This window comes from Drouetiella sp., assembly GCF_059504425.1.
The window spans coordinates 55,191-66,723 of the sequence record NZ_JCACIN010000111.1; the positions used below are offsets into that span (position 1 = coordinate 55,191).

An 11,533-nucleotide genomic window follows, 5' to 3' on the forward strand; every position below is an offset into this window, starting at 1 on the left:
GTTTAATCTGCCTCGGCTTTCAGAACGCTGGCGATCGCCTGTCTGGCACTCGTGCGAAACTCCTGCACATCCACCTGGCGCAAGCACCAGACGGCAGCTAGCATAGCCATACCCTGCGCTAAAAACACCAGCCCATAGGACAGTACCAGATCAGAAAACAGCCGCTTACCCAAATCAATCAAGATCCCGCCTGACACGGTGGCAACTCCTTTGGCAAAAGCCTGCGCCAGCCCCCATGCCCCGATAAACGTCCCGGCGGTAGCGGCAGCCGTCAGATCCAGCATTAAGCTCAGCGCACCCGTAGTGACAATGCCAGAAGCTAGACCAAAAATCAGCAGCCCCAGCTTCAGCAAAGCCTGACTGTGGGTAAACCCTAAGCCCACCACGCCTACTAACGAACCCACCACTAGCAGACAACCCAGTTTTGCCGTATTGCGTTTGCCGATGCGCGGAGTCAGCAAGAAGCCTGAAAGGAGCAGCCCGATTAAGGTGCCTGTGCCCCAAAATGCGTTGAGGCTAGCCGTTTCACCAATTTCCATGCTGAACACATCACCGCCATAGTTTTCTAGGACAGGATCTTGCATAAAGAGTCCGATCGTCATCAGACAGAGAAACGTGAAGAACAGGCGCGTTTGGCGGCTAGCCGTCAAGATTTTCCAGGCTCGTCCTAACCCGATGCGCGATGGCTCCAAATCTGAAGATGCTGCCGATGCATTGAGCGCTGCCAGCCGCGCGGCATATCGAGAATATTTTTTCTCAATGCCCCAGGTCGCCAGGAAGGCAAGCCCAATTACCACAAGAGGCACGATCGCAAATAGACGATTGATGGAAGACTGCAATTCGGCGATCGGTGCATTCAAAGTCAGCTTTTTCAGCAAAACGCCGATGGTGATCGCCCCGACGATCGTGCCGCCAATCAGCATCGACCAGTCCATGCCCACCAGCTTAGAGCGATTGTCCTCATCTGACACATCCACCAGCAGCGTGGTGAAGGGCGTAGAGCAAGCGCTGACCGCCAGACCGTACAGCGCAAAGACGATCGCCAGCAGTCCTGTCCAGAGATAGGTGGGAGTTGTCCAGCCGACCGCCTGAAGGCTACTGCCTAACTGCCACATCACCTGCACTGAGACTGCTGCCAGAATCGCCAGACAAACTGCGCCAATCCACACATATCCCGTGCGATGGTACCCCCACAGCGTCTTGGTGTCAGACATTTGCCCAAACCAAACCCGTGCTGGAGCCACAAATAGCGTCAGCGCCAGAATCAGACCGCCGATCGTCCCTGGAACGCCTAGCTCTCGGATCAGCACCCGGTTCAGGACACCAAAGATTAGCACCGACATCATGCCCAGCCCAACTTGAAACAGCCCCAGCCGGAACATTGTGAATAGCGTGATCCGAGGGAGGGCTTCAGCTTCAGACTGAGGCGCGTAAAAATCAGATGAGTTATAAATTGCCATAGGGCTTCATGCGATTGTGGATTTTAGATGGTGAAGTCTTTGGATGAGCGTGGCTTATTCAAATCTACCCCAGCGCACGAATGCACTGATGAGGTACAGCACGATCGCACATCCCACGATGGCAGGAACCACTAACACCCCCTGGATTTGCCAGTAAAGAAATGCAAAGTTGATGCCAAATTCTTTTCTAAACAGCGCAAATGCCCACTCGCCGAGCCAAATTCCTGCCAGACCAATCAGAATCAATCCCACTAATCCGCCTGGAATGCGTCGCGGCACTAGGATGTTGGCAATGCTGCCACAAGCGATCGCGATCACTAATTTGATCAGGAGATTAATTAGACTGTCCGTCATGCCATTCACTCATCCTCTTGCCTTATCTTCGCATTAGATTTCTTGCATGAATGCCTTATTTAAAAGCGTAAATTGTTGCGCAGCTCTGCCGCGCAACAATCGCGCAACAATTTACGCAAGAAGCCTATGGACTGCCCAACTCCTGCGATCGCCGATACGCCGCCTTCACTGCCTCAATCAGAGCCGATCGGAAGCCGACGCTTTCCAGATGGGCAATTCCGGCGATCGTAGTGCCACCCGGACTGGTGACGCGATCTTTGAGTTCGGCAGGGTGCATTCCAGAGGTTTGCAATAGTTCAGCGGTGCCCCGAACCGTCTGAAGGGCAAGCTGAGTGGCGATCGCCCTCGGCAATCCGGCCGCTACTCCACCATCAATCAGACCTTCAATCATGACGGCAACATATCCAGGTCCCGACCCAGATAGCCCTGTCACGGCATCTATTAGAGCTTCAGGCACTTCCACCACTTCACCCACGGACGCAAAGACCTGACGCGCCACTTGCAGATGGGAAGCCTGGGCGTGTTTGCCAGGGGCGATCGCCGTCATTCCAGCACCCACCGTGACGGGCGTATTGGGCATGGCTCGGACTACTGGCTGTCCAGAGAATACAGACTCTAGCCGACTGAGAGGAGTACCTGCCAAAATCGAAAGCACGATTTGTTCGGTCTTCGTGATTTGTAAAGTAGCCGTTACAGCATCAAAAGCCTGGGGCTTAATGGCAAGCAGCAGGGTTTCTGCGCTCAAGGCAGCCTGATTGTCAAATGTGGTTTCAATTCCGTATTGAGACGACAAAAAATCTCGGCGTTGAGCTTGCGGATCGCTCACCAAGATTTCGCTAGATAGATAAGTCTTCTGATCAATGAGGCGAGACAGCAGGGCTTCGCCCATAACCCCGCCCCCAATAATTCCAAGCTTTGCTGACAACTACACCTCCAAGCTCCAAAAACTGAAGGGTTTCTTGTAAGGAGCGATCGATCGATCTGAGATCGATCGCTAACCTTGCAAGAAACCCAGCGCTAACCAATCGAAGATCTCGATTAAACCTAAGCCATGCGGGCAGTCTGCTCTGCGGGCCAAGCGGGCGTTGAAGTCATGGGACGATTGCGCATTTGAGCCTGCTGCATGGCAATATCCGCCATACCGCCGAGCTGCGTGCTGACCTGAACACAGCTTGGAGTGAACAGAAAAATGCTTTCGCCAATCCGCTCTTGATGACCATCGATCGCATAGGTACCGCCAGCAACAAAGTCAACAGCCCTCTGCGCCTGGTCAGGATCCATAATGGTCAGGTTCAACACCACAGACTTGCGCTCCCGCAGAGCGCGAATCACCTGCGGCATTTCCTCAAAGGTGCGTGGTTCCATCACCATCACTTCAGACATACCATTTGCCGCACCGGGCATTCCGATTACATTGCTCACAGGTGAACCCATATTTACCTCACTAGAAAGAATGCTGCGATCCCGAAGTCTGCTGCTGGCGCTGCGTCGCCGAGGCTCCTCTTCTTGCTGTGGTTGCACAGGCTGAGGATGCTCTTCTTGATAAAGATTTCTATATTCTTCGCCGTCTACCTCGGCATATTCATATTCATAGTCAACAGGATCGTTCAGTCCAACGAAATCCCTCAACTTTGAAAAAATGCTGTTCACAATCCACGCTCCATCATCACAACTAAGGTTTAATCAAAATTCAGTTAGGGCTGGTTAGTTAAAGCTGGTGCCCTAAACAAGACAACCACAGATAGAAATAGCTAACTAGAGATAAGACCAAGCAACAGGAACACCCTAGAAAAGACAGTTCAGCAAAACCTCATGAGACAAAGTTTTAGAATCTTTTCTGTGACTGCACCATGCTAGCCACAGGGAAATCCCAGAACATTTTGCTTGAGAGGCTGCACCCTAATACATCTCTGCTTCTCCGATTTGAGTCATCAGTATACATCAAATTTCTCAAATGAAAAGCCTAAGCTGATATTAAGCAGAAACCGTTTGAGATCAACACTTTCAGGAACGTAAAAAAGGCAAATCTTGAAAACAAACTGAGAGTGTCAGGAAGCGCCACCTAAATCGATATAGATAGATATAAAACCGATAACTCTTAGTTATCTAGGCGATCGCCTACCCTAACTCCTCAGGAATTCAGGACTGCTCAAGCACTGCTCAATATAGGAGATTTAGCCCTCAAATTAAATCAATGAAATCTAAAGTGATTCTTAAGATTCCCTTAGCCGCCTGATAACCTGCTTTCCAGCTTTTAGGTGCAAAAAGCATTCCTCAACCGTTAAGTAAAGCTTTTGAATCTAACGATTTTTGATTGTAGTAGAGTTGTCCAAAACCTAGAAGAGCAAACATACTACTGGATATGCTAGGCTAGACGTACTATATGTAGCGTTTACCTAGGGATTCCAATACCACCCGTAGAGTATACTCCATGAGTTGCCTTTTGAACTATTTTCTAAAAAAAATAGTTTATTCCGGATACTATTCAGAGTCCGGATACCGATTAAAAATCAGAAAGACCATTTAACGTTGAAAGCCGGATTGCTTCAAGGGTAATCTTACTGAGATTTAGAAGCTTGGCTTAATTTTAAGTTCGTAGGTTTACTGATTAGATTATGAGCAACATAGGCTCTCAGCCTGTGTCGATAAGCTTTATTCAGTTGGCTTGCAGTTTCAGCCGCTAGGTGCAAAATGTGAGGTAAGCTAAAGCGAAGCGAAGATCCGTGCAATGCTTGACTCCATCACCTTTTCAGACACCAAGAAGCCCGACCTAAACGACGTCTTGCCCCTCTACGTTGCCAATTCGTGGTCATCTGCTAGCAAGCCGAATCTGTTGATTCAGGCGCTCCACAACTCCCATGCGCTGGTGACGGCATGGGAATATCAGCGTTTGGTGGGGTTGGGCAACGCCATATCCGATGGTTATCTGGTTGTCTATTTTCCACATCTGATTGTGCATCCCAAGTATCAAGCTGGAGGCATTGGCGCAGAAATTATGCGCCTGCTGATGGAAAAATACCGTGGTTTTCATCAGCAAATGCTAGTCGCCGATAGTGAAGCGATCGAGTTTTACAAAAAATGTGGATTTGAGCGCGCTGGACAAACTGAACCCATGTGGGTTTATCACGGGCAAGATACAGGGTCGCGATCATTGACCAATCGTTTGAGTTGACGAGCTGTTAGGGATCACTGAACCTGAGATGCAGAACCTGAACCTTCAGAAACTTAGCCTTAAAGCGGCTGGAATTATTGCCCGACGAGAAGCCAACGATCGCCTCTTTTTCTTGGTGCAATGCGATCGAGCTGAGTCATTTTATCGGTTTGCTGGGGGCGGTATTGAGTTTGGCGAAACGGCAGCTGAGACGATCGTGCGTGAGTTTCAGGAAGAGTATGATCTTGCCGTTGAAGTGGGCAAGCTCTGCTGCGTTTGCGAAAACTTTTATCCTTCAGATGGACATTTGTATCATCAGCTAGGACTGTTTCATGTTTGTCGGCTTCTAGAGGAGTTGGCGATCGCACGTACGCTCTGGCACAAAGAACATGACAATATTAAGCTTGTTTGGCGAGAATTGAGCCTGCTGCGCGATCGCACCCTCCATCCCAAAGGCATTGCACAACATTTGACCCATCTTGAAGAAGTACCTCTGCATTTGGTGGTGCGTCATACCAAGTTTGGGTAAATATTAGATGAATATTCTGATGGAGCCGTAGCGCTCTACGATGTTTGCAATTTTGCTGAAGACAGATATCTTAACTTTCTGGCTAGAAAAGAACTTTTTATGAAATGGATATGGCGCATAGTTTGGATCACCAGTTTGCTGGCGCTGTGGCTATTTTGTAGTGGCATAGCCCAAGCAGATTCCTCTAGTTCCTACAAAATTAGCGAAATTAGTGCCCTTAGCGAAATCAGCGCTCAAGCCGCTTCTCCCTTATCGGCTCGCCTGTCCCAGTATCCTAACTGGCAGAGTAAACCTCCCGTGCAGCCTTCACGAGGAGATTTAGTTTACCCTGAGTGGTTTGAAGGCAACTGGACGGTAACAACGACGCTTTTGGGTATGGCGGCTCCCCTAGCCCCCGACATTGTTACGCCGGGATATGAAAGCAATCGCCAGTTTCTGAATCAGCCGATCGCCTTCAAAGTTCGCTTCATAGAGGCGGAAACTAAAGGTATTGATGCCCTTCTCTCGCTAGTGCTAAATCGAGGAGGGAAGCAAATTATTTCCGATCGCGCCTTTAACGGCATGAGTTTGGCAAAAGCTTATCTGGGCGATCGCGCCATCCTTGCCGTAAAAGTTGATCCCAATAACCCCAATCGCCAAATCACGCTGCTGCGCGGTGAATCAACCGAAGCCTTGTTTAGCGAACGCCAGCTTATTTCTACCGTCATCGGACGGGCAGTTGAAGCGCCCACAGACGATCGCTTCATCACCACGGAAGTGTTTCAGCAAGAGTTTCGAGGCACGCCACAACTCTATTTCAACGAAGTGGAGAATACTACAGCCTATCTGCATCACTCTGCTGATACTTCTGCCGATGCTTCTGAGGATGATGCAATAGCAATTGAAGCAGATCAGGTAACCGCAATTTACCTCTCTCCTCAAGATCCAAATTATTTCAAGACCATTCCCAACGGCAACTTCTTGGGTGAACCGCAGCCTGTGGCTTTGTATCGCTACAAACTAGAGTTTGTCAGGGACACCGATCAGATTTCAAACTTCTGAGAGGGTGATGATGCTTGAAGGGCTAGCCCGGATTTGAACCGGGGAATGTCGGTTTTGCAGACCGAAGCGTTAGACCACTTCGCCACTAGCCCAGATCGCTAAGAGTAGCATAAGTAGACCTACCGAGGCAACCTAGAAAAACGACTCATTTCCATGTAAAAGTCATTACATTTTGAGGACTACCCCGCTGTTTTTTGAAAGATCCGCTCGGCGGATCTTTCAAAAAACAGCTCTAGATGTCTGCTGAAGGTTCCGGCTCAGATAGGGGGCGGATGTCAACAATTCTGCCGCCCAAGCGAGTGATCCGGCGCATCTCGTTATTCATGCGGCTGTAGGGCACTTGAATCAGAACAGTACTGCTGCTGCGCACGGCGTAGCTATTCTTATCCGTCTGCTCATTTTGCCGCAGCCCTGCCACTTCATAGACAAATATGCGGCCATCTGAAGTAGAGCTAGAGGCTTTAGTCAATGCGGATTGTCCCAACATGAGGTGGCTCCTTACTGAGTGAGTTCTTACTGAGCGAGCTTTTACTGAGTGTCTTACTGGGCAAGGGTAATGCTGGCAACCTTACCGCCCAGCTTATTGATTTGCTGGAGGGTGTTAGACAGCTGTTCGTAGGGCACGATGAACTCTTTGTTGCTGCGACGAACTTTAGGATATCTGGGCAAGCTAATTCCAGCGACCTCAATGCGGTAGAGGCGATCGGTCGATCCTGTCGAAGAGCGACCAAACGTCCGGTTAGGAGCCACTCCCTGCTTAGAAGGTTGGTAAGCCCAGCCATTGCCGCTCCCTGAAGGTGCGATTACCGCAGAGACACTGTTCCGAGCCAGCTCGCCTGCCAGACGAGAGCTAGAGCCACCGAGCTGAGCGCGATCGCTATTCGCATAGCCCCGATAGAGACGAAACATCCGAGGAAATCCAGCTGTCTTTTGCTGCGTTTGAGTTGAGAACCCTCGGTAGTAGGGAACGATCGCATCGCCAAAATTTAGCTCATATTCCTCTGAGTCAATGTAGGAATCAATGTCTGCCTCAAATCCTTGAGTTTGATAGCGATCGAGATGCTCAGTCACCTCAGACTCATCATAGGGAGCACGACCCAGAAGATGTTTAAAGTTCAGCTCGATCACACGAGTTTGAAAGTGAGGATACAAAAACTTTGTCTTATACAACTCAGATTTTGCCAATCCCCGGACAAAATCACGAACGGTCAGCTGACCATTGGTGAACAAAGATTCTAGATTAGTTAAACGCTCTGACTGCATCAAGTAATCATTCCCCAAGACCTGACGATACACCGCTCGAATGACGGATTGGGCATCATCAGAAGTCCAGTTTGGACGCAACTCGATCGGACGAGATTCGCTAAAAGCAGTCGTTCCCAAACGGGAAGCTGCGGTTGTAATTGCCACGGATATAAACTCCTTCTCTTATTAATTTGCAAACCTACAAGCCATTAATGCCCGATTGCCCCACCCATGCAACGCGACTTCTCCCAGCCATCTCCCATCTTATGCAGGTAGCGGTACTTAAGTAAGGATTTTTTGTTGCGCGGGCGAAGCCCGCGCAACAAAAAATCCTTACCCCTGACTACCCTCATGCAGAGAGTATGTGGGGGACGCGCCCATCCCCTGCTAGGGGTGTAGGGGAAACCCCAAAGGCTGTTGGCTCTCTTCCAAGTTTAGGCGAGAAATTCAGGCTAAACGCTTACGCGAGAGAAATATTCACTACCCGACTCCCCCGCTGATTCAACCGCTGCAAAGTAGACGAAAGCTGATCATAAGGAACGAGATAATCTTTCACACTCCGACGAACCTGTGGAGTCCGCCCGCTCCCCGACTGCGTCACGCGTACCCGATAAAGCTGACCGCGATCGCCCCCTGCCGTACCCGTCAAACCCCGACCAAAGGTCGCGGTCTGCACTGGAGAGGCAACATTACGCGCCAAATCGCTTATTAATCCAGCAGACTTGTTTTTACCCTGAGCGCGATCGCTATTGGCATAGCCCCGATAGAGCTGAAACATCCGGCTAAAGCCCACGCTCTTCTGTCCACGCTGAGTTGCGAAACCCCGGTAATAGGGAACCACAGATTCGCCAAAATTTTCTTGATATTCCAACGAATCAATATAGGAATCGATCTCCGCCTCATACCCTTTCTCAGTATAGAGATCGACATGATAGGCAATTTCCGACTCATCATAGGGTGCACGACCCAGCAAATGCTTATAATTCAGCTCAATCAAGCGAACTTGAGGCGTCGAATAAAAGAACTTTTTTCGATACAGCTCAGACTGTGCCAGCGCCCGCACAAAATCCCGAACTGTAATGTTGCCGCGACGCAGCAGCGATTCTGCACTGGTCAGGCGCTCACTCTGCATCAAATGCTCATTGCCAAAAACCTGGCGATAGGCAGCATAAATCACCGTCTGCACATCACCCTCTGTCCAATTTGTCCGTAACTCAACGGGAGATGTGCCCTCAAATGGCTCAAATCCCAGCTGCGTCGCTGCCGTAGAACTCGTCATGACTGATCTCCATATCGTTTTAATAAGAGAGCATTTCAATAGGAAAGCGAAGACTTTACCCAGATAAAGACCTATAGCAACCGCCTTAGAGGTTAGGACGGGGACATTTTGGGTGGGGCGCGAAGCGCCCCACCCAAAATGTCCTAAGCAAACTGGCGATAGCTATATGTCCAGCTCTTTAGAAAACCTCCTCTACAGAAGCGGCTAAAGATCTGGGCAGTCGAGTCTAGCTCAGGGCATTGATGGCGTAATCAATGTAGGAATTAGCTTCCACAGCAGGATCGCCGCTCAAACCATGATTGGCTTTAATGTGCTTCAGCGCTTCAACGTACCAGCTGGGAGACAGATCAAAGGTGCGGTTGATTTCAGCAATGCCGCCAATCAGATAGTCATCCAGGGGACCTGTGCTGCCAGCAACCAAGCAGTAGGTGATCATGCGCAGGTAGTAGCCCACGTCGCGCGCGCACTTAGCCTTTCCTTCTGGCGTTGAGGCAAAGTTAGCACCCTGCATCTGAGTCGTGTAGGGAAACTTTTTGTAAACCGCATTGGCAGCATCGTCTGCAAGGGTTTGAGCTTTAGCGCTCAGACCTTTTGCTGCATCCAGGCTAGCGGCCGCCTGACGGAAACGCCCAAACGCAACTTGAACTTCAGTGGAGCTAAGGAAGCGTCCTTGAGAATCTGCTGTAGCGATCGCTTCGGTTAAAGGTGTTTTCATGCGAGTTATTCCTCCAAAAAATGTGCGAGTTACAAAACAAGTTAGAAAAGTACAAGCCGTTAAAAATCAGAACCACTAGAAATCAGAGCAACGACTAGCCGACTGCCGATGCTGCCTGATCAAAATAGCCGCCTAGCTCAGCCATCAAGCTGCTGCAATCGCCACGGGTTACGCCATTCGGATCATTGGCAATAGCGATCGCGGCTTCTTTCATTTTGTTCACGCCTGCCGCCACAGAACCCCCCGGAACGCCCAGTGCTAGGTAGGTTTCGCGCAGACCGTTGAGACAGCGATCGTTGAGGACGCTAGCATCACCCGCAAAGGTTGCATAGGTGACATAGCGAAGGATGATTTCCATGTCACGCAGACAAGCAGCCATTCGACGGCTGGTGTAAGCATTGCCGCCTGGAGCGATCAACTGAGGTTGCTCTGCAAACAAAGAGCGGGCTGCATTTGCCACGATCGTCGATGAATTTGAGGTAATCCGGTTGACTACATCCATACGCTTGGAGCCTTCCGCCACCATGTTTTTCAGCGCATCGATTTGACCACCGCTGATGTACTCGCCACGGGTATCTGCTTGAGAAACTACTTTAGTAAACGCATCTAACATTTCAAGATCTCCTAATCATGTTGATGTGTGAATTAGAAAAGGTTCAAGCCCAGTCATGAAGGTTAATTAAACACCATCATTTTGAGTAAAGAAGCATTGCACTGCAAGTTGAGCTTGCGATGTCATAGCAACGTCAGGAGAATACTTTTAAGGAGAGCGTCATCCCAACAGGATTGATCTACTCAGTGGGTTTGAACCTAATCCTGATTAAAGCAATCTATTTGTGCAAATTTTGTGCAAATTTAGAAGCGTAAAAGGAGAATTGATTAAAAAATATTAAGAGAGTGGCGAGCTGGGTTCTGAAATAACGTTTTCCAAATGGCGCTTTGCAAAGCGTACGACTCAGGTGGCATAGTCAAACAGCATAGTAGTCATGTAGCGATCGGTCCACTCAGCACCGAAAGACTTTTCCAAGACTCGCCGAGTCTTATCATTCTGCTGCTGCTTCGTACAGTAATAGCGTTGCCCAGCCATGGCGCTAGCAATCTCCCGTTGAGAAGTGAGCGGAGTTGCAAGACTGGCGTTTTGACAATGCAGCGTCAAAAAGTCACGCACTCGCTGCAAAAACATATCTTCCTCCAGCACGCCCATCGGACGGACAAACAGACAAAACTCTGAAAAAATGTCTGCCCATTCTGGCAAGGCGCGCGCTTGCGAAAATTGAAGCGTTGGCAGGGTCGAGAGTGCCTGACGATAGGGTTCTGGTAGCGATCGATCGGCATTGACGGGAGAGAGATCGGCGATCGCCGCACTAATGGCACCCCCGCGTCCACCCACCAGATCTGCCCCAAAAATAGGCAGTGCATAATCAGGATTGGGAAACATAACGCAATGTAAGATATCTAGTCCAGTTCCCACCTGAGCCAGTTCTAAGTGCAGCTTACGAAATTGAGGAGCCTGATAGCAGTAATTTTCAATCACCAGCCGTTCGCCCTCCAGAGCGCCCTCAATGTAGCCCAAATCCTCTGGAACAGAATAAGGGGAAAGCTCTAGGTGCTGATGCCAGGTTTCTTCAATGCAATCTGCCAAGCGGCAGATCAGGGGATGCTGCTGATTTCTTAACGACATTTGAGTGGGCTTTTGTAGAGACTTCGACATGCTGCTATTTAACTTAAAGGATTAATATTTACACTGACGCATTCTTCG

Annotated in this window: 13 protein-coding genes and 1 tRNA gene; 3 read left to right on the forward strand and 11 right to left on the reverse strand. The window is 49.6% G+C overall.

The annotated features are described in order from the left end of the window. Window positions 1-2: 2 nt before the first annotated feature. The 4 genes from AC5JMP_RS25090 to AC5JMP_RS25105 all read right to left on the reverse strand — a co-directional run bounded on the left by AC5JMP_RS25090 (window position 3) and on the right by AC5JMP_RS25105 (window position 3,464). Entirely contained in the window at window positions 3-1,460 is a 1,458-nt protein-coding gene (locus tag AC5JMP_RS25090) for a BCD family MFS transporter (RefSeq protein WP_495854234.1), read from the reverse strand. A 54-nt stretch (window positions 1,461-1,514) separates the two neighbouring features. Further along, window positions 1,515-1,814, reverse strand: a complete 300-nt coding sequence (locus tag AC5JMP_RS25095; RefSeq protein WP_495854235.1) for a GlsB/YeaQ/YmgE family stress response membrane protein — start codon at window positions 1,812-1,814, stop codon at window positions 1,515-1,517. A gap of 124 nt (window positions 1,815-1,938) precedes the next feature. Then, entirely contained in the window at window positions 1,939-2,739 is an 801-nt protein-coding gene (proC, locus tag AC5JMP_RS25100; RefSeq protein ID WP_495854236.1) for a pyrroline-5-carboxylate reductase, read from the reverse strand. A gap of 119 nt (window positions 2,740-2,858) precedes the next feature. After that, the gene (locus AC5JMP_RS25105; RefSeq protein WP_495854237.1) at window positions 2,859-3,464 is read right to left on the reverse strand and encodes a cell division protein SepF; all 606 of its coding nucleotides are present in this window, start codon (window positions 3,462-3,464) and stop codon (window positions 2,859-2,861) included. 1,078 nt (window positions 3,465-4,542) lie between these two features. Here AC5JMP_RS25105 and AC5JMP_RS25110 point away from each other — a divergent pair. From AC5JMP_RS25110 to AC5JMP_RS25120, 3 genes are all read left to right on the forward strand, one after another. Then, window positions 4,543-4,986, forward strand: a complete 444-nt coding sequence (locus tag AC5JMP_RS25110; RefSeq protein ID WP_495854238.1) for a GNAT family N-acetyltransferase — start codon at window positions 4,543-4,545, stop codon at window positions 4,984-4,986. A 28-nt stretch (window positions 4,987-5,014) separates the two neighbouring features. Further along, on the forward strand, window positions 5,015-5,494 hold the full coding sequence (locus AC5JMP_RS25115; protein ID WP_495854239.1) for an NUDIX domain-containing protein: 480 nt from the start codon (window positions 5,015-5,017) through the stop codon (window positions 5,492-5,494). A gap of 99 nt (window positions 5,495-5,593) precedes the next feature. Beyond that, window positions 5,594-6,535 (forward strand): DUF6816 family protein, encoded by a 942-nt coding sequence (locus AC5JMP_RS25120; RefSeq protein WP_495854240.1) that lies wholly within the window; start codon window positions 5,594-5,596, stop codon window positions 6,533-6,535. 18 nt (window positions 6,536-6,553) lie between these two features. Here AC5JMP_RS25120 and AC5JMP_RS25125 read toward each other — a convergent pair. From AC5JMP_RS25125 to AC5JMP_RS25155, 7 genes are all read right to left on the reverse strand, one after another. Next, window positions 6,554-6,627 (reverse strand) — tRNA-Cys (locus AC5JMP_RS25125). Window positions 6,628-6,767: 140 nt separating this feature from the next. After that, window positions 6,768-7,022, reverse strand: a complete 255-nt coding sequence (gene cpcD / locus AC5JMP_RS25130) for a rod-capping linker protein CpcD (RefSeq protein WP_495854241.1) — start codon at window positions 7,020-7,022, stop codon at window positions 6,768-6,770. 53 nt (window positions 7,023-7,075) lie between these two features. Continuing rightward, the gene (locus AC5JMP_RS25135) at window positions 7,076-7,945 is read right to left on the reverse strand and encodes a phycobilisome rod-core linker polypeptide (protein WP_495854242.1); all 870 of its coding nucleotides are present in this window, start codon (window positions 7,943-7,945) and stop codon (window positions 7,076-7,078) included. Between the two features lie 295 nt (window positions 7,946-8,240). After that, window positions 8,241-9,059 (reverse strand): phycobilisome rod-core linker polypeptide, encoded by an 819-nt coding sequence (locus AC5JMP_RS25140; protein WP_495854243.1) that lies wholly within the window; start codon window positions 9,057-9,059, stop codon window positions 8,241-8,243. A gap of 226 nt (window positions 9,060-9,285) precedes the next feature. Further along, on the reverse strand, window positions 9,286-9,774 hold the full coding sequence (cpcA, locus tag AC5JMP_RS25145) for a C-phycocyanin subunit alpha (RefSeq protein WP_495854244.1): 489 nt from the start codon (window positions 9,772-9,774) through the stop codon (window positions 9,286-9,288). A 94-nt stretch (window positions 9,775-9,868) separates the two neighbouring features. Beyond that, on the reverse strand, window positions 9,869-10,387 hold the full coding sequence (gene cpcB, locus AC5JMP_RS25150) for a C-phycocyanin subunit beta (protein WP_495854245.1): 519 nt from the start codon (window positions 10,385-10,387) through the stop codon (window positions 9,869-9,871). Window positions 10,388-10,729: 342 nt separating this feature from the next. Next, complete coding sequence (locus tag AC5JMP_RS25155; RefSeq protein ID WP_495854246.1) at window positions 10,730-11,485, reverse strand: phycocyanobilin:ferredoxin oxidoreductase; 756 nt, start codon at window positions 11,483-11,485, stop codon at window positions 10,730-10,732. Between the last annotated feature and the right edge of the window lie 48 nt (window positions 11,486-11,533).

Excerpts from the sequence above, each read along its gene's own strand:
- AC5JMP_RS25090 (WP_495854234.1), bottom strand. The coding sequence starts at position 1,460 with ATGGCAATTTATAACTCATCTGATTTTTACGCGCCTCAGTCTGAAGCT.
- AC5JMP_RS25095 (WP_495854235.1), bottom strand. The coding sequence starts at position 1,814 with ATGACGGACAGTCTAATTAATCTCCTGATCAAATTAGTGATCGCGATC.
- AC5JMP_RS25110 (WP_495854238.1), top strand. The coding sequence starts at position 4,543 with ATGCTTGACTCCATCACCTTTTCAGACACCAAGAAGCCCGACCTAAAC.
- AC5JMP_RS25115 (WP_495854239.1), top strand. The coding sequence starts at position 5,015 with ATGCAGAACCTGAACCTTCAGAAACTTAGCCTTAAAGCGGCTGGAATT.
- AC5JMP_RS25120 (WP_495854240.1), top strand. The coding sequence starts at position 5,594 with ATGAAATGGATATGGCGCATAGTTTGGATCACCAGTTTGCTGGCGCTG.
- cpcD (WP_495854241.1), bottom strand. The coding sequence starts at position 7,022 with ATGTTGGGACAATCCGCATTGACTAAAGCCTCTAGCTCTACTTCAGAT.
- AC5JMP_RS25140 (WP_495854243.1), bottom strand. The coding sequence starts at position 9,059 with ATGACGAGTTCTACGGCAGCGACGCAGCTGGGATTTGAGCCATTTGAG.
- cpcA (WP_495854244.1), bottom strand. The coding sequence starts at position 9,774 with ATGAAAACACCTTTAACCGAAGCGATCGCTACAGCAGATTCTCAAGGA.
- cpcB (WP_495854245.1), bottom strand. The coding sequence starts at position 10,387 with ATGTTAGATGCGTTTACTAAAGTAGTTTCTCAAGCAGATACCCGTGGC.
- AC5JMP_RS25155 (WP_495854246.1), bottom strand. The coding sequence starts at position 11,485 with ATGTCGAAGTCTCTACAAAAGCCCACTCAAATGTCGTTAAGAAATCAG.